Origin of the sequence: Serratia sp. Nf2, from assembly GCF_003028435.1 — a bacterium.
Classification (GTDB): domain Bacteria; phylum Pseudomonadota; class Gammaproteobacteria; order Enterobacterales; family Enterobacteriaceae; genus Serratia; species Serratia marcescens_L.
In genome coordinates this window covers 248,329-266,018 of sequence record NZ_PYTW01000002.1, presented here as the reverse complement: position 1 = coordinate 266,018, position 17,690 = coordinate 248,329, and the positions used below count along the sequence as shown (strand labels likewise).

16 protein-coding genes are annotated in these 17,690 nt (G+C 60.5%); 12 read left to right on the top strand and 4 right to left on the bottom strand.

The window, feature by feature from the left end; all coding sequences use genetic code 11:
- Nucleotides 1–623 precede the first annotated feature (623 nt).
- The 6 genes from C9411_RS06255 (at nt 624) to C9411_RS06230 (ending at nt 7,154) form a co-directional block, all read left to right on the top strand.
- Entirely contained in the window at nt 624–2,150 is a 1,527-nt protein-coding gene (locus C9411_RS06255) for an ABC transporter permease subunit (protein ID WP_094859862.1), read from the top strand.
- A 15-nt stretch (nt 2,151–2,165) separates the two neighbouring features.
- Nucleotides 2,166–2,957, top strand: coding sequence for an ABC transporter ATP-binding protein (locus tag C9411_RS06250; protein ID WP_107226688.1), 792 nt, complete (start codon nt 2,166–2,168; stop codon nt 2,955–2,957).
- Nucleotides 2,958–2,989: 32 nt separating this feature from the next.
- The gene (locus tag C9411_RS06245) at nt 2,990–4,072 is read left to right on the top strand and encodes a porin (protein WP_107226687.1); all 1,083 of its coding nucleotides are present in this window, start codon (nt 2,990–2,992) and stop codon (nt 4,070–4,072) included.
- 585 nt (nt 4,073–4,657) lie between these two features.
- On the top strand, nt 4,658–5,437 hold the full coding sequence (locus tag C9411_RS06240) for an ABC transporter ATP-binding protein (protein WP_107226686.1): 780 nt from the start codon (nt 4,658–4,660) through the stop codon (nt 5,435–5,437).
- A gap of 112 nt (nt 5,438–5,549) precedes the next feature.
- The gene (locus C9411_RS06235) at nt 5,550–6,242 is read left to right on the top strand and encodes an MgtC/SapB family protein (RefSeq protein WP_019453282.1); all 693 of its coding nucleotides are present in this window, start codon (nt 5,550–5,552) and stop codon (nt 6,240–6,242) included.
- A 27-nt stretch (nt 6,243–6,269) separates the two neighbouring features.
- A complete protein-coding gene (locus C9411_RS06230; RefSeq protein ID WP_107226685.1) occupies nt 6,270–7,154 on the top strand; it encodes a LysR family transcriptional regulator in 885 nt (294 codons plus the stop codon).
- Nucleotides 7,155–7,340: 186 nt separating this feature from the next.
- On the opposite strand, the gene C9411_RS06225 is transcribed toward C9411_RS06230, so the two are convergent.
- Nucleotides 7,341–8,132 (bottom strand): nucleotidyltransferase domain-containing protein, encoded by a 792-nt coding sequence (locus tag C9411_RS06225; RefSeq protein ID WP_164038516.1) that lies wholly within the window; start codon nt 8,130–8,132, stop codon nt 7,341–7,343.
- 311 nt (nt 8,133–8,443) lie between these two features.
- Between C9411_RS06225 and C9411_RS06220 the strand changes: the two genes are divergently transcribed.
- The 4 genes from C9411_RS06220 to C9411_RS06205 all read left to right on the top strand — a co-directional run bounded on the left by C9411_RS06220 (nt 8,444) and on the right by C9411_RS06205 (nt 12,505).
- Nucleotides 8,444–10,624 (top strand): carbon starvation CstA family protein, encoded by a 2,181-nt coding sequence (locus C9411_RS06220; protein WP_107226684.1) that lies wholly within the window; start codon nt 8,444–8,446, stop codon nt 10,622–10,624.
- Nucleotides 10,625–10,838: 214 nt separating this feature from the next.
- Nucleotides 10,839–11,042, top strand: coding sequence for a YbdD/YjiX family protein (locus tag C9411_RS06215; protein ID WP_107226683.1), 204 nt, complete (start codon nt 10,839–10,841; stop codon nt 11,040–11,042).
- 21 nt (nt 11,043–11,063) lie between these two features.
- A complete protein-coding gene (gene yjiA / locus C9411_RS06210) occupies nt 11,064–12,026 on the top strand; it encodes a GTPase (protein ID WP_107226682.1) in 963 nt (320 codons plus the stop codon).
- A 56-nt stretch (nt 12,027–12,082) separates the two neighbouring features.
- Nucleotides 12,083–12,505 carry a hypothetical protein gene (locus C9411_RS06205; RefSeq protein ID WP_107226681.1) on the top strand — a complete coding sequence of 141 codons (423 nt, stop codon included), beginning with the start codon at nt 12,083–12,085 and terminating at the stop codon, nt 12,503–12,505.
- A 24-nt stretch (nt 12,506–12,529) separates the two neighbouring features.
- Here the strand turns inward: C9411_RS06205 and C9411_RS06200 are convergent, their stop codons facing one another.
- Nucleotides 12,530–13,552 carry a LacI family DNA-binding transcriptional regulator gene (locus tag C9411_RS06200; RefSeq protein WP_146158871.1) on the bottom strand — a complete coding sequence of 341 codons (1,023 nt, stop codon included), beginning with the start codon at nt 13,550–13,552 and terminating at the stop codon, nt 12,530–12,532.
- Between the two features lie 284 nt (nt 13,553–13,836).
- Here C9411_RS06200 and ascF point away from each other — a divergent pair, with 284 nt between their 5' ends.
- Nucleotides 13,837–15,279, top strand: coding sequence for a PTS cellobiose/arbutin/salicin transporter subunit IIBC (gene ascF, locus C9411_RS06195; protein ID WP_107226679.1), 1,443 nt, complete (start codon nt 13,837–13,839; stop codon nt 15,277–15,279).
- 220 nt (nt 15,280–15,499) lie between these two features.
- On the top strand, nt 15,500–16,930 hold the full coding sequence (locus C9411_RS06190; RefSeq protein WP_107226678.1) for a 6-phospho-beta-glucosidase: 1,431 nt from the start codon (nt 15,500–15,502) through the stop codon (nt 16,928–16,930).
- 14 nt (nt 16,931–16,944) lie between these two features.
- Here the strand turns inward: C9411_RS06190 and C9411_RS06185 are convergent, their stop codons facing one another.
- Nucleotides 16,945–17,364: a putative T6SS immunity periplasmic lipoprotein gene (locus C9411_RS06185; protein ID WP_107226677.1), complete on the bottom strand. Its 420-nt coding sequence runs from the start codon at nt 17,362–17,364 to the stop codon at nt 16,945–16,947.
- A gap of 22 nt (nt 17,365–17,386) precedes the next feature.
- Nucleotides 17,387–17,686: a contact-dependent growth inhibition system immunity protein gene (locus C9411_RS06180; RefSeq protein ID WP_146158870.1), complete on the bottom strand. Its 300-nt coding sequence runs from the start codon at nt 17,684–17,686 to the stop codon at nt 17,387–17,389.
- Nucleotides 17,687–17,690 lie beyond the last annotated feature (4 nt).

Here is a 17,690-nt window from a genome sequence, read left to right as displayed (position 1 = left end):
CCCCGTCTTTATCGCCACCCCCATGCGTTATTTTATTTTCCGGATATAGCGATTAAAAAATGAATATTTATCCTGTTACATATCAACCGTAAAAACCCTACACCGCCAATTGCTTTTTATTAGCGAAAAACATTACCCTCTTCCTGCCATATTTAAACCGAGGAGGGCCCCATGGGCGATGAAAGTTTTAGTTTTACGCTAATGCTATTGGGCGTCTTTCAGTAATGCCATCCAGGTTGCATTCTGAAAGACACGGAATGCGGCAACCGCTCCCCTTCTGACGGCCTTTCCCGCTCTGCCGGCCCACCCATCGCCCCGCTGCGAAAACAACGTCTGTCTCAACCGCTACGGCGGTATTTATCTGGTGTCGCCGGGCATATTCCCCGAGCGCCGACGGATTTCTTATGGGAAAAATAAGGTATTGCGTTATGCAAAATAACCGGGGTACATCTGTTTTCAGAAAGTCTTATTTAAATGACTTTATCGTTATCGCCATCGGTGTTTTTTTCATTGCCTTTTTTATTCGTGCCTGGGGTGACATGCACGGTGACTTCAATGAACAAAACGTCTCTGCCATTAGTCTTGATGCCTGGAACCTGCTTTATTATTCGCTCAGAACCAGCATGCGCTTTCTCCTCGGCATGGCCTGGTCGCTGCTGTTTTCTGTAGTATTCGCCGTGCTGGCCGCGCGCTATACGCCGCTGCGCCGGGTGATCCTGCCCTTCGTCAACTTTATGGAGTCGGTGCCGCTGGTGGGGTTCCTGACCTTCACGACCGTGTATTTTCTCAACCTCTACCCGCACAGCGTGATGGGGCTGGAGTGCACCGCCATCTTTGCGGTGTTTACCGGCCAGGCCTGGAACATGATGCTGACGCTGTATCAGACGCTGCGCATCGTGCCCAAGGAGCTGGATGAAGCCGCACGCAGCTTCAATTACAACCCGTGGCAACGCTTCTGGCGGCTGGAGTTCATCTATTCGGTGCCGGGCCTGCTGTGGAACGCCATGGTGTCACAATCCGCCGCCTGGTTCGCCCTGGTGGCCTCCGAGGCCATTCCGGTCGGCGATCGCTCGGTCGAACTGCCCGGCGTCGGTTCCTACATCGCCGAAGCGCTGGCGCAGCAGAACGTGCCGGCGATCCTGTATGCGATCGTCGCGCTGGCCGCCAACATCGTGCTGCTCGATCAGCTGGTTTTCCGCCCGCTGGTGCGCTATACCGCGCGCTTCAAATACGAAGACGTCACCGCCAATCGGCCGCTCGGCAATCCGTGGTTTTACAACAGCCTGGCCTTCTCGCACGTCGGTGCGGCGCTGGGCCACACGCTGCGCGCGCTGGCTGACCTGTGGCTGTTCAAGCTGCCGCGGCTGTGGTACGCCCTCGGCCTGCACCGCCTGTTCAGGCTCGCCGCCAAGGGGAACTGGCTGTGGCGCAGCCTGTGGTATCTCGGCGTGGTGCTGGCCTGCGTCTGGTTCGGTTACCGGCTGTGGGAATACTTCCCCAAACAGTACTTCGCCATGCTGCCGGAATGGATGCTGCTCACCACCGCGCGCGTGGCCGCGGCCATGCTGCTCAGCGTGGCGATCTTCACGCCGCTGGGGGTGTGGATCGGCATGAATCCGCGGCTGGTGAAGATCTTCCAGCCGATCATCCAGATCCTGGCGGCTATTCCGCCCAACATTTTCTACCCGCTGATCGCCGCCTTCATCGCCATTTATCATCAGGATCTCGGCTGGTGGGCCATCCCGATGATCATGTTGGGCACCCAGTGGTACGTGTTGTTTAACGTGATCGCCGGCGTTTCCGCCATTCCGACGCAGATCACCGAGGTCAGCGAAACCTTCGGGCTGCGCCGCTTCCGCTGGTGGCGCTACTACATGCTGCCGGCAATTTTCCCCTACATCGTGACGGGCATCATCTCCGCCGCCGGCGGCGCCTGGAACAGCGCCATCGCCGCCGAGGTGATCCAGTGGGGCAGCACCACCCTCAGCGCCACCGGGCTGGGCGCGTTCATTTCCGTCGTCACCGACGCCGGCAAGAACCCGGAGTCCGCGCTGGGCTGCGCCGCGATGTGCGCGCTGGTGGCACTGTGCATCATCTTCGTCTGGCAACCGCTGTATCGCATCGCGGAAACCAAATTCAAATATGACTGATCAAGGGGGAACAACATGGTGACTCAAGAGGTGATTATCAGCGCCCGCCGGCTGAACAAGACGTTTATCGGCGAAAACAAGCGCCCCAACCCCGTGCTGCGCGACGTGACGCTGACCGTGCACGCCGGCGAGTTCGTCACCATTCTGGGGCAATCCGGCTCGGGCAAGTCCACGCTGCTGCGCATGCTGGCCGGGCTGATCCCACCGGACAGCGGCACACTCACGCTGGCAGGCAAACCGGTCGACGGCCCGAGCGCCAACGTCGGCATGGTGTTTCAGTCCTACGCGCTCTATCCCTGGCTAACGGTGTACGACAACATCGCCTTCGGGTTGCTGGCGCAACGGCTGCCGCCGCAGACGATCGCCGAGCGGCTGGGAGCGCTGCTGCGCCTGGTGGGCCTGACCGGCTATGAGCACGCCTGGCCGCGCGAGCTCTCGGGTGGCATGCGTCAACGGGTGGGCTTCGCCCGGGCGTTGGCGGTAGAGCCCGACCTCTTGCTGCTGGACGAACCCTTCTCCGCCCTCGATATCTTTACCGCGCAAAAACTGCGGGGCGACCTGCTGGCGCTGTGGGGAGACAACCGGCTGCGCACGCGCGCCATGGTGATGGTGACGCACGACGTCGAAGAAGCGGTGCTGATGTCCGATCGGGTGCTGATCCTGGACGCGACCAGCAAACGGATCGACGACGAATTCAGCGTCAATATCCCGCGTGCGGCGCGCAATCGGGAAGGCCTGCGGCACCTCACCGATCGGATCCGCAGCTGCCTGTACAAAAAAATCGCGCAAGCGCAATCGGCCGGTTAACGGCCCTGTTTTCATTCACTTGGGGAACTGAAATGAACCATAAAAGCGTGCTGATGACGCTGTTCATCCTGCTGCCGGCCGCCGCCACCGGCGCGGAAATCGTCAATAAAGACGGCAATAAACTGGATCTGTACGGCCAACTGAACGGCGTGCATGACTTCAGCAGCGACGCCGACAATAACGGCGACCGCTCCTATACCCGCTTCGGCTTCAAAGGCGAGACGCAGATCGGCGACGGGCTGACGGGGTATGGCCAATGGGAATATCAGGCAGGGCTCGATCAGCCGGAGAGCGCCGGGCCGGGCGACAGCTATACCCGCCTGGGCTTTGCCGGATTGACGTTCGGCCACTGGGGCAGTCTGGATTACGGCCGCAACTACGGCCTGCTGTATGACGTGGCCGGCTGGACGGACGTGCTGCCTGAATTCGGCAACGACAGCTACGAAGCGGCCGACAACTTTATGACCGGCCGCGCCAACGGCCTGCTGACCTACCACAACCGCAGCCTAGGCGGTCTGGTCGACGGCCTGGATCTCGGCCTGCAATATCAGGGGAAGAATCGGGGGGACGACGCTCAACGGGCGAAGGATATCCAGACGCAAAACGGCGATGGCTACGCCTTTTCCGCCACCTACGACACCGGCGTGGGGCTCAACGTTGGCGCCGCCTACGCCAACTCTGCGCGCACCCTGGCGCAACAGCGCTTCGGCCTGGCTGACGGCGATCGCGCCCGGGCCTGGACGCTGGGGCTGAAATACGACCAGGACAACCTCTACCTGGCGGCAAGCTACGCGCGCACCGAGAACATGACCTACGTCGACGGCGATCGCTACGCCGGCTTCGCCCCCCGCGCGGACGCCCTCGAGGCGGTCGCGCAGTATCACTTCGATTCCGGCGTCACGCCCTCGCTGGCCTACCTGCAAACGCGCGGCCGCAACCTGCCCGGCATCGGCGACGCCGATCTGGTCAAATATCTGGATCTGGCGCTGAATTACAGCTTCAACGCCAACATGTCTACCTACGTGGAGTACAAACTCAACCTGCTGCAACAGCAGAACGCCGTCGGCGCCGGCGCCGACGACATCGTCGAAACCGGCATCATGTATCAGTTCTGATCCCCATCCCGGCCGGAGGGCGCTCTCCGGCCGGTTTATTATGTGACTTACCGCTCGCCTCTTATTCTCTCGTTTAATTCAGGTTTATATTTCCGTAAAATGATGCCTATATTCATTCTTGCGCCTTCCGTTTACGCCCCGTTTAATGAATAAAGAAAATTTTCCCCGCATTCATATTAAATTACATTTTGCCGCCATAATTCGGCGCAACCACATTGAATAACAGGCTATGGCACGCGTATTATGGCCACACGAAAAATAACGGGAGAATGATATGGACGGCGACAGTTGGTTGTTTATTTTATTGTTGGAATCGCTGAGGTCACAGGAGCAATAGTCATCCCATTGCATCCTGAAAGTGTCAGGATATGAGTCAGTTATAGCATCCCTTCGCTTTACCCTTCAGCCTCTGGCCTGCGCGCATGCCGCACCGGCACGCCCGATGGGCTAACCCCTCCAGCATAAGCGTATTAACAGTCCGATAACGGTCAGGCTTATTTGCACCCGCATTTATTTTACGCCTGCCCGGCGATAAATATCGGCCCTTTTTCCATGCTCATATTTTTAATTGGGTGGAGACGGATCATGATGGTAAAAAAAACCACGCTGCTGACGGTCAATAACGTCAGCAAAAGCGTTCAGCCTACTGGTAAAGAAAAACGTCTGGTACTGAATGAAATCAATTTGCGCCTTTACGACAACGAGGTCGTCAGCATCTTGGGGCAGTCCGGCTCGGGCAAATCCACCCTGCTGCGCATTCTTTCCGGCCTGATCGCGCCGGATCTGGGCACCGTGATGCTGGGGGATAAAAAAGTCTCGGGGCCGAATCCGCAGATCAACATGGTGTTCCAGACCTTCGCCATTTTCCCGTGGCTGAACGTCTACCAAAATATCGCCTTCGGGCTGCAGGCGCAGGATCTGCCGCCGCAGGTGGTCGAAGCCCAAACGCTGAAAATGCTCGATCTGGTCGGGCTCGCGCCCTACCGCGACGCCTACCCGCGCGAACTTTCCGGCGGCATGCGCCAGCGGGTCGGCTTCGCGCGCGCGCTGGCGGTAGAACCGATGCTGCTGTTGCTGGACGAGCCCTTTTCCGCGCTGGACGTCTATACCGGCGAACACCTGCGCAGCGATCTGCTGCGTATCTGGAGCACGCACCAGATCAAAACCCGCTCCATCGTACTGGTCACCCACAGCGTAGAGGAAGCGGTGATGATGTCTGACCGCATCCTCCTGCTGGGCGCCGGCACCCTCGACGGCTGCTATCACATCACGCAGCGCCGCGAGGCGCGCACCCGCGAGGGGATGCAGCCGCTGACGGACAAAATCAGCGAGACGCTCAGCCGGCAGATCGCCGCCGCGCACTGAGCGCCGCCCTGGACTGGCGGGACGGAATCCCGCCAACTTAACTACCTGTTTATCAAGAGTTACCCCGCCACGGGTGGCTCATGATAAGCGGATAATACATCGAGTTATTATCATGCATTTCATTCATACACTGCTGACGCTGCTGACCGCGTCCGTCCTGGGCGCCGCCATCGGCTACGAAAGACAGTTCCGCCAGCGCACCGCCGGGCTGCGCACCAACACGCTGGTGGCCACCAGCGCGGCGATCTTCGTCCATCTGGCCATGACCATCGACGGCAGCGGCGGCGCGGTGCGCGTCATTTCCTACGTGGTCTCCGGCGTCGGCTTTCTCGGCGCCGGGGCCATCATGAAGGAAGGGATGAACATCCGCGGCCTGAACACCGCCGCCACGCTCTGGGGCTCCGCGGCGGTCGGCGCCTGTGCCGGCTGCGGCCTGTACGGCGATGCGCTGGCCGCCACGCTGTTCGTGCTCGCCGCCAACACCCTGTTGCGCCCCCTGGTCAATATGGTCAACAAACAACCCTTCAATGACGTTAACGGCGAATCCACCTACCAGATTTGCGTCATTGCCTTCGAGCATGAGCAGCGTGAGGCGCTGGCCAAATTCAAACAGGTGCTGCAAGGGGAAAACTGCTTTATCTCGCATCTGGATATCGAACCCTTTGGCGACGACGACGTGGAGATCACCGCCACCTTGATGCCGGCCTCCGTCACCACGCCGGTGCTCGACCAGACCATCAATAAATTGCTGAACGACAGCATGATGAAACAGGCCTATTACAGCCGCATCGCCGGCTCCGGCTGATGCCGTTCACTTCCAGGGAGATCAACCATGAAAACCATGCCGAAGCTGGCTCATCTGACGATGTTCAAAGACATTGTCCACTGTGGAAGCTTGCACGAGGCCGCGAAAAAGCTGGCCATCTCGCAGCCGACGCTCAGCCGGGTGCTGAAAGAGCTGGAAATGACCATCGGCGCGCGGCTGCTGGAGCGCAGCAACCGCGGCGTGCGCCTGACGGCGGTCGGTGAGCTGTTTTACCGGCGGATAGACGCCGCCACCAATCAGTTGCTCAACGCGTTTGACGAACTGCGCGGCCTGAGCGCTGACGGCGAGAAGCGCCTGCGGGTGGGGATGAGCGTCGATCCGCTGCTGTGCTACCTGCCTCAGGTGCTCGAAGGCTTCAACCGCCGCTACCCGCATACCCGGGTGACGGTGGTGGAAGATGGCCCGGAAGGCCTGCTGGCCCGGCTGCGAAACTGCGAGCTGGATTTGGCGGTCAGCAGCCTGAACGGCGCGGCGGGCGGCGCCGATCTGGCCATGCAGGCGCTGAAAAGCGAGCGATTCTCGCTCTATCAGGGAGGCGACCGTACCGCAGCCGGGCAGCCGCCGGCCGAAGCAAAATGGGTGGTGCCGCGCTCCTGCTCGGTGGGGCATGCCGCCATCCGCGAGATCGCCGAACGCTACACGCCGCATGGCCAGATCGTCGAGACCGACTCCTTTCTGGCGACCTGGTGCCTGGTCAGGCAGCAGGGCTATATCGCGCTGCTGAGCGATCGGGTGGTCGCGCACTACGCCCCGCAGCTGCACCTGCAGAAAATCCCGACGCAGGAGATCGACATCAGCGCGCGCTTTTACGTCTTTACCCGCCATGAGCCGGCCACGCCGCCGCTCAGCGCCGCGTTTATCCACCTGCTGCAGGCCATGCAGACGGTTTGAGGAGACAGGCTGCCGGAAACGTTCGGCACCCGGCAAGCGAACTGAAAAACAGGGGGTTAAAGCCGGCCGGTTATTCCGGGGTCTGCATTGGCAACAGCGGCAGCCTGGCGGTGATTGCCAATGCAACAGCACAGAAAGGTATTATTACGCCCTCCTGTGCCCCCTCATCGGCAACCCGCACGACCATTACGCCATGACGGTTTTATAAAGCAATTCGTCGAGCGAGAAATCACTGCGCGCGCAGCTATCAGGTAATTCAGCCGGTTGTTCATGAGCCTTAAGCGCTTGCAGAATAAACGCGTGTATCAGCTCCCTACGGGGACCGTATTCTGCTTCTCCGGCTCTTTTTTTGACCGCCAACAAGGCATGAATTTCCGCTAACAACAATGGATCGCTCACCGTTCCAGCCAGCAGGTGATCGAAACGCATTGGCGGCACCCCTTTGCCCGCTTCTATCCAAAGGACGGCCAGCAGTGGCCGCAGAACGTAGAAATATTTTTTTAGGCGCACTTCCTCGCCTTGTAAGTAGCCGCGGAAATTTTTACGCGCCATGGAAAGATAATGCCAGCGTGCTCGCGTTGCGGAAAACCACTCAGGTACGACGCCTTTCAGCGCCTCTACACTTTCAGCATCCTGCCGATAAACCACCGGTGAATCCAGCCATTCGATCAACGTCGGGTTAGCTCGCTTTAACAGGCCGAGCGACTTGCGCCATTCCCACCCACAGACGTCGAGCTCATCATCTATCGGCAGCTCGATCACGTCACGCTGCGTCTCAACGCGCAAATACCATTCAGGCCGATGCACATACAAGAAACGCACGTCGTAATCACTGTCCGGCGAGGCGAATCCCCATCCACGGCTGCCGGACTCGCAGGCATATAACACTCTTACGTCATATCGCGCTTCTATTTCACGCAACACCTTTTTTATTTTGACGCGCATTTCACTGCTGACGCCTTCTGTTTGTTCTTCCATGTCTTTATCCTTTTCCATACGTTGCCTAACGCAGGGTATATACGATTCTCACCCGACACAACTGCGCCACTATATTCAAAACATGATGAAACCAGCCGCCAACCGCTTACCCCGCTAATCCAACCGTTCACCCGGCGAATCTGACCGCTGAGCGAAATACGCCTGTCTTCCCCCCTTACCCCCGGCGATGATGAGCTGTTCCTAAACCCGCCTTACCTCGGGAAAGACGCTACGGCTCACCGCGCCACTCTGACATCTCTTACAAGCGGATGAGTTCATTCATATTTGCAGACTGGAATTAAGGATACCTCATGAAACGAGAGGGGATTTTAAAGCACATTCCGTGGATGCTGCTGGGGATACTCGGCGCAGCCTGCCTCGGCGTGGTAGCGCTGCGCCGCGGCGAACACATCAGCGCGCTGTGGATCGTCGTCGCTTCGGTGGCGGTGTATCTGGTGGCCTACCGCTACTACAGCCTGTACATCGCCACCAAGGTGATGAAGCTGGACGCCGGCCGCGCCACCCCGGCGGTGGTCAACAACGACGGCCTGAACTACGTACCGACCAACAAGAACGTGCTGTTCGGCCACCACTTCGCCGCCATCGCCGGCGCCGGACCGCTGGTGGGGCCGGTGCTGGCCGCGCAGGTCGGCTACCTGCCCGGCACGCTGTGGCTGCTGGGCGGCGTGGTGCTGGCGGGGGCGGTGCAGGACTTTATGGTGCTGTTCATCTCCTCGCGCCGCAACGGCGCCTCGCTCGGTGAGATCATCAAAAAAGAGATGGGGCCGGTACCGGGCACCATCGCGCTGTTCGGCTGCTTCCTGATCATGATCATCATCCTGGCGGTGCTGGCGCTGATCGTGGTGAAAGCGCTGGCGGAAAGCCCGTGGGGCGTGTTCACCGTCTGCTCCACCGTACCGATCGCGCTGTTTATGGGCATCTACATGCGCTATCTGCGCCCCGGCCGCGTGGGTGAAGTGTCAGTCATCGGCATCGTGCTGCTGGTGGCCGCCATCTGGTTCGGCGGCGTGGTGGCGGACGACCCGTACTGGGGCCCGGCGCTGACCTTTAAAGACACCACCATCACCTTCACGCTGATCGGCTACGCGTTCATCTCCGCCCTGCTGCCGGTGTGGCTGATCCTGGCGCCGCGCGACTACCTGGCCACTTTCCTGAAAATCGGCGTGATCGTCGGGCTGGCGATCGGCATCGTGATCCTCAACCCTGAGCTGAAAATGCCGGCGGTCACCCAGTTCGTCGACGGCACCGGCCCGGTGTGGAAAGGTACCCTGTTCCCGTTCCTGTTCATCACCATCGCCTGCGGCGCGGTCTCCGGCTTCCATGCGCTGATCGCCTCCGGCACCACGCCGAAGCTGCTGGCCAATGAGACCGACGCGCGCTTTATCGGCTACGGCGCGATGCTGATGGAGTCCTTCGTCGCCATCATGGCGCTGGTGGCGGCGTCCATCATCGAGCCGGGCCTGTACTTCGCCATGAACACCCCGCCGGCGGCGCTGGGCATCACCATGCCGGATCTGCACCGCTTAGGCACCGAAGACGCGCCGATGATCATGGCTTCGCTGAAGGACGTGACCGTGCATGCGGCGGCGGCGGTCAGCTCCTGGGGCTTCGTCATCAGCCCGGAACAGATCCTGCAGACCGCCACCGACATCGGCGAACCTTCGGTGCTGAACCGCGCCGGCGGCGCGCCAACGCTGGCGGTGGGCATCGCCCACGTGTTCCACCAGATCATCCCGGGCGCCAACATGGGCTTCTGGTACCACTTCGGCATTCTGTTCGAAGCGCTGTTCATCCTGACCGCGCTGGACGCCGGCACCCGCTCCGGCCGCTTTATGCTGCAGGATCTGCTGGGCAACTTCGTGCCGTTCCTGAAGAAAACCGACTCGCTGGTGGCCGGCATCGTCGGCACCGCCGGCTGCGTCGGGCTGTGGGGCTACCTGCTGTATCAGGGCGTGGTGGATCCGCTCGGCGGCGTGAAGAGCCTGTGGCCGCTGTTCGGCATCTCCAACCAGATGCTGGCCGCCGTGGCGCTGGTCCTGGGCACCGTGGTGCTGATTAAGATGAAGCGCACCCAATACATCTGGGTGACCGTGCTACCGGCGGTGTGGCTGCTGATCTGCACCACCTACGCGCTGGGGCTGAAGCTGTTCAGCGACAACCCGCAGCTGGAAGGCTTCTTCTTCCTGGCCGGCGAGTATAAGCGCAAGATCGCCGAAGGCGGCGCCGAGCTGAGCGCCCAGCAGATCGCCAACATGAACCACATCGTGGTGAACAACTACACCAACGCCGGGCTGAGCATTCTGTTCCTGCTGGTGGTGTACAGCATCATCTTCTACGGGGTGAAAACCGCGCTGGCGGCGCACAAGAACCCGAAACGCACCGACCAGGAAACGCCTTACGTGCCGGTGCCGCAGGCCACGCCCGCCGACGGCGTAACTGAGGGGGAGGTCAAAGTTTCGACCCAGCATTGATGTGATTTAACGGATACCCTGCATAATGAAATCAGTTATGCAGTACCGACATGAAAGCTAACCGGTACCCAAAGGATTTCGGGCCGCAGCAAGGCGGCAAGTGAGCGAATCCCCAGGAGCTTACTCAAGTAAGTGACTGGGGTTCGGGAATGCAGCCAACACCGCTGCGGTTCGAAAGACGAAGGGTAAGCAGGGTATTTGGGAGTAAGAAACTATGTTCGGAAATCTCGGCCAGGCGGGGAAGTACCTCGGGCAGGCAGCGCGCATGTTGGTGGGCGTGCCTGACTACGATACCTACGTCCAGCACATGAAAGGCAACCACCCGGACAAGCCGGTGATGACCTATAAAGAATTTTTCCGCGAGCGCCAGCAAGCGCGCTACGGCGGCGACGGCAAAGGCGGCATGCGCTGCTGTTAACCCGCAGTCACAAGGACCTGTATGAAACCCATTGCAGTCACCATCCTGACCGGCTTTTTGGGCGCCGGCAAAACCACCCTGCTGCGCCACATCCTGAACGCCGAACACGGCTATAAAATCGCGGTCATCGAGAACGAGTTCGGCGAAGTGCCGATCGACGACGCGCTGATCGGCGATCGCGCCAGCCGCATCACCACGTTGAGCAACGGCTGCATCTGCTGCAGCAAGTCCAACGAACTGGCGGACGCGCTGCTGGATCTGCTGGACGGCGTTGACAGCGGCCAGCTGGCATTCGATCGGCTGATCATCGAATGCACCGGCATGGCCGATCCCGGCCCGATTACCCAGACCTTTTTCTCGCACGAGATCCTGTGCGAGCGCTTCCTGCTGGACGGCATCATCACCCTGGTGGACGCGGCGCACGCCGAGCAGCAGCTGAGCCAGTTCAGCATCGCCCAGGCGCAGGTGGGCTACGCCGACCGCCTCCTGTTGACCAAAACCGACGTGGCGCCGGACTGCGAGGCGCTGATCCAGCGGCTGCAGCGGATGAACGCTCGCACGCCGGTCTACCAGGTAACGCACGGCGATATCGATCTGAGCGTGCTGTTCGACATCGAAGGCTTTACGCTGAACGACAAGCTCAACCTGACGCCGCCCGCCCCGCTGTTCCGCCGCATCCCGCAGCCTCAGAGCGACATCCGCTCGATCGTGGTGACGCTGGAGCGCCCGCTGCCGCTGATGCAAATCTCCGACGTGATGGAAGGCCTGCTGCTGGAATACGCCGATAACCTGCTGCGCTACAAAGGCATTCTGTCTATCGAAGACGAGCCGCGCCGCCTGCTGTTCCAGGGCGTACAGCGGCTGTATAACGCCGACTGGGATCGGGAATGGCTGCCTGAGGAAGAACGCAAGAGCACGCTGGTGTTTATTGGCGTGGATCTGCCGGAGGAGGAGATTCGGGGAAGGATTGGGGGGTTGGGGTAAGATAAACCATTCCCCAGGCCAACACGGCCCATATCCAGCAAACTCAAGGATGAACGATGGCAAACAACGTGATGATAGTAGGATTAAAGGCGCTTAACCTGTGCGCGAGCGCCTATATCGTCATCAAACTGAGCACGGTGTTAGCCATCGGCATCATGTTTCTTATTGTCTCTTACGCCGGCGTGAAGGACGTTGGGCTGTCCAATCTCCTCGCCGGGGCGCTCATCATCCTGCCGCTGTTGGTCGTCGTCGGTGGCACGCTTATCGTCTGCGCCGTCGCCGCCTATCTCAACCTAAAGGCGCCCTATCGTAAAAAAGCGCTGTTCTTTAGCCTGCTGTTGGGCAGCATCTCTGTGGTTGGCCTGCTGCTGCCCTACACGCGCGAGTTCGCGCTATCCACGGCACTTGCCAGCGCCCTGGCATTGGGCAGCGCGCTGGGGATTTTTGCTTTGTCGAAGAGGCGGGTTCAAGCGTTGTAGCGCCTGAAAAAGACGGGTACGCGATTATGCCTTTCCCCAATACGGCCCCGCCGCCACCGAGTCGCGCTCGATCAGGCTGGCCGGGAAGCTGGGGCGTTTGCTCAGCTCGCCGCCGTCCAGCATCGACAGCAGGCGGTTGATGGTCTCCTGGATCATCTCGGTGACCGGCATCTTCATGCTCGACAGCGACGGCACGGTATAGGGCGCCAGCGGGATGTCGTCGAAGCCGATGACCGATACCGCCTCCGGCACCGCTACGCCGCGCTCCGCCAGCCGCTTCATCGCACCGATGGCCATCTCGTCGTTGCCGGCGACGATAGCGCTGAACGGTTGCCCGCCGGCCAGCAGCGCATCGACCGCCGCCACGCCGCTTTGCGCATGCCATTTCCCCTCGACGATCAACGCCTCGTTAACCGCAATGTCCTGCTGCGCCAGCGCGGATTTGTAGCCGGAAAGCCGCTCCAGCCCGGTGGGGGAATCGAGCGAACCGGTGATAAAGGCGATGTCGCGATGCCCGCGCGCGATCAGGTGCGCCACCGCCGCCGCGCCGGCGGCGTGCTGATCGCTGAAGATGCAGTAGCTGTCGTTCAGCCGCAGCCGCCGGTTGATCACCAGAATCGGCTGGCGGTGTTGGGAGACGATCTCGTCCATTTCCGCAATCGACAGAAAACGCGGATAGATGATCACCCCGTCGCAGCGCAGATCCAGCAAAAACTGAATGGCGGCCCGCTCCTCTTCGGCGGTGTGCTTGCCGTCCGCCAGGATCAGCTGGCGGCCGTTCGCCTCCATGATGCGCGCCGACTGCGCCATCAGTTCGCTGAAATAGTTGCCGCTGTAGAGGGTGTTGGTGACCACCAGGCCGAGGGTTTGAGTGGTGTTGGTCGCCAGGCTGCGCGCCAGCAGGTTGGGCCGATAGCCGGTTTCCGCGATGGCTTTATCCACCAACGCGCGTTTCTCCTCGCTGACATAGCCGCTGCCGGACAACACGCGCGACACCGTCGCCTTTGAAACGCCGGCCTTTTTCGCCACCTCGAGTATCGTTGCCATCTGTGCGCCGCCAAAATCCATGGGTTCAGCGCAGTCTACCCAAGACGCCCGGCGTTTGGAACGCTTTCACGCCCCTGTGCGTCGATGCGTACTTACCTCTGGCGATCCAGATCACGAAAACGAAACACCAAAAATCATAGTTCTTGCCAACAACAAAACACCAATACATGATTTTGTGAAACCGGTTTCTTATGGGCGTTTCATACGAATGGAACGACGGATCGCCCAGGCAGTAAATATTCGCCTTTGGGCTATCCGAATTGCTATCTGAGAGACGACACGCCATGCCGAAGAACTACGCAGAGATCTCGCACGCCATCGTGGCCGCCCTGGGCGGCACGAGCAATATCGAGGCCGTGACCCACTGCATGACCCGCCTGAGATTCGTGGTGAAAGACAAAACCCAGATCGACATGCCGGCACTGAAGGCCATCGATGGCGTGCTGGGCGTGGTGCACAGCGGCGAGCAGTGCCAGGTGATCATCGGCAACGAGGTGGCCAAGGCCTATCAAGCGGTGCTGGCACTCGGCATGTCGAGCACGGCGGCCCCCGCTGCCCCGGTAAAACGCAAGCTCACCCTGAAGGGCATCGGCGCCGGCATTCTCGACGCGCTGGTGGGCACCATGTCGCCCCTGATCCCCGCCATCATCGGCGGCTCGATGGTGAAGCTGCTGGCGATGATCCTGGATATGGCTGGGGTATTCGAAAAAGGCTCCTCGACCCTCGTCATCCTCAACGTGATCGGCGACGGCGCATTCTTCTTCCTGCCGGTGATGGTCGCCGCCTCGGCGGCGCTGAAGTTCAAAACCAACATGTCATTGGCGATCGCCATCGCCGGGGTGCTGGTGCATCCCAACTTTATCGATCTGATGGCCAAGGCGGCGCAGGGCCAGGCGGTGGAATTCGCCTTCATCCCGGTGACGGCGGTGAAATACACCTACACGGTGATCCCGGCACTGGTGATGACCTGGATCCTGTCGCACATCGAACGCGGGGTGGATCGCATCACCCCGGCGGTGACCAAAAACTTCCTCAAGCCGATGCTTATCGTACTGATCGCCGCGCCGATCGCCATTCTGCTTATCGGCCCGCTCGGCATCTGGATCGGCAGCGGCATCTCTGCGCTGGTCTACACCGTGCACGGCTACCTGGGCTGGCTCTCCGTGGCCATCATGGGGGCGATTTGGCCGTTGCTGGTGATCACCGGCATGCACCGGGTGTTCACCCCGACCATCATCCAGACCATCGCCGAGACCGGCAAAGAGGGCATGGTGATGCCTTCGGAGATCGGCGCCAACCTGTCGCTCGGCGGCGCTTCGCTGGCGGTGGCGCTGAAAACCAAGAACCGCGAGCTGCGCCAGACCGCGCTGGCCGCTGCCGCCTCCGCCATCGTGGCAGGGATTTCCGAACCGGCGCTGTACGGCGTGGCGGTGCGCCTGAAGCGGCCGCTGATCGCCAGCCTGATCAGCGGCTTCGTCTGCGGCGCGGTCGCCGGCATCGGCGGATTGGCCAGCCATTCGATGGCCTCGCCCGGGCTGTTCACCAGCGTGCAGTTCTTCGATCCGGCCAACCCGATGAGCATCGTGTGGGTGGTGGCGGTGATGGCGCTCTCGGTAGTGCTGTCGTTCGCGCTCACGCTGATGCTGGGCTTCGAGGATCTGCCGGAAAACGCCGCCACACCCGGCCAAACCGCACCGGCGGCGAACGCCGCCAGCGCAACGCATTAACGTATATTTATACCCTAAATAGTTGGAGCGGCATCAAGGCGGCAAGAGAGCGAATCCCGATGAGCTTACACAAGTAAGTGATTCGGGTGACAAATCTGCCAGGAGCAGATTTGAACGCTGCTTGCAGCGGCCCCAAAGGGGCGTGGCCCATGGACGGGCCACGTAACTAAACGCAGCCAACACGGATGCAGCTTCAAGTATGACGGGTATTGAGGATTGCATGTCCGATTCAACATTCCCTAAAGGATTTTTATGGGGCGGCGCTTTAGCCGCCAACCAGGCGGAAGGCGGCTATCGCGAGGGCGGCAAAGGGCTGACCACCGTCGATATGATCCCGCACGGCGCCAACCGCATGGCGGTCAAACTCGGGCTGGAGAAGCGCTTTAGCCTGCGCGACGACGAGTTTTACCCCAGCCACGACGCCATCGATTTCTACCACCGCTATCGCGACGACATCGCGCTGATGGCGGAGATGGGCTTTACCGTGTTCCGCACCTCCATCGCCTGGAGCCGCATCTACCCCAACGGTGACGAGCTGGCGCCCAACCCCGAGGGCATCGCCTTCTACCGCAGCCTGTTCGAAGAGTGCCGCCAATACGGCATCGAGCCGCTGGTCACCCTGTGCCACTTCGACGTGCCGATGCACCTGGTGACCGAATACGGCTCCTGGCGCAGCCGCAAGATGGTGGAGTTCTTCACCCGCTACGCCCGCACCTGCTTCGAAGCCTTCGACGGGCTGGTGAAATACTGGCTGACCTTCAACGAGATCAACATCCTGCTGCACAGCCCGTTCTCCGGTGCGGGGCTGGTGTTTGAAGCGGACGAGAACCCCGAACAGGTGAAATACCAGGCCGCGCACCACGAACTGGTGGCCAGCGCGCTGGCGACGCGCATCGCCCACGAAGTGAACCCCGCCAACCAGGTGGGCTGCATGCTGGCCGGCGGCAACTTCTATCCGTGGTCCAGCAAGCCGGAGGACGTGTGGGCCGCGCTGGAGAAAGACCGCGAGAACCTGTTCTTTATCGACGTGCAGGCGCGCGGCGCTTACCCCTCCTACGCCGCCCGCGTCTTCCGCGAGAAAGGCGTGAGCATCGCGATGGCACCGGAAGACGCCGACATCCTGAAGCACACCGTCGACTTCGTCTCCTTCAGCTACTACGCCTCGCGCTGCGCCTCCGCCGACATGAACGACAACAACAGCAGCGCCGCCAACGTGGTGAAATCGCTGGCGAACCCGCACCTGCCACGCAGCGACTGGGGATGGGGCATCGATCCGCTGGGGCTGCGCATCACCATGAACATGATGTACGACCGCTACCAAAAGCCGCTGTTCCTGGTGGAAAACGGCCTGGGCGCACACGACGAGTTCAATGCAGCAGGCGAGATTGAGGACAACTACCGCATCAGCTACCTGCGCGAACACATCCGCGCCATGGCCGACGCCATCGCCGACGGCGTGCCGGTGCTGGGTTACACCACCTGGGGCTGCATCGACCTGGTGGCCGCCTCGACCGGCGAAATGAGCAAGCGCTACGGCTTTGTCTACGTCGACCGCGACAACCAGGGCAACGGCACCCTCGCCCGCACCCGCAAGAAATCGTTCTGGTGGTATAAGAAAGTGATTGCCAGCAATGGGGGGGATTTGGGGTAGGTTGGACGGTGGGGTTAGCGTGGGGTGCGGAGGGCTTCCAGTTGCAGTTGATTGTCCGCCTGCTGCACAGCGAATTCGGCGACGAATTCACGCGCAGAGGGAAACTCACCCGCCTGCTGTTTCTTGATGGAGACCAGCTTCGCGGAGAAATGGTATTGCTGCCCCGGCGTAAATACGTAGCCCTCATCAGGGACACACTGATTGGGGGCGACATCCTGCAGCGGATCGAAAAATTTGAATGTGCGGCTCTGCGCCTCATCCAATCGGTAGATCGAGATGCCCGCAAGCTTTTCGTCCCCCTGAGGCTGAACGGTGATGCATACTTTGCCCTCACGCAGGTTGGCGGTAGCGGGATAGCCTACGGGGATACGATCGCCTATCGACGGGCAGCCGGCGAGCAGGAAGGGGAATGCGAGTGGGAAGATCCGTTTCATGATTACCTCAAACGCTGGGACTTCATTTGGTATGCGTCAATGACTTCGCGAGGGCACTACGCACCTGCTGCAAAAACGCGGGAACCGTTGTGCCCCATAACTCGGGGCTGAAGGTAAACTCGAAACGTTGGTTGAATAATGACTCCACATTATCCTGCGCCAGTAGCTCATCGATCTCATTGACCAAAGCCTCGCGCTGCTGATGAGTCGCCAGACGAATGTACTCTGCGATCAGCGCAGTAATATCGCCCTCTGCATTTATCAGGTCATAATCTTGACCAAAATAAACGACGATCAGGTTATCAAGTTCGCTGGTTTTCATCGGC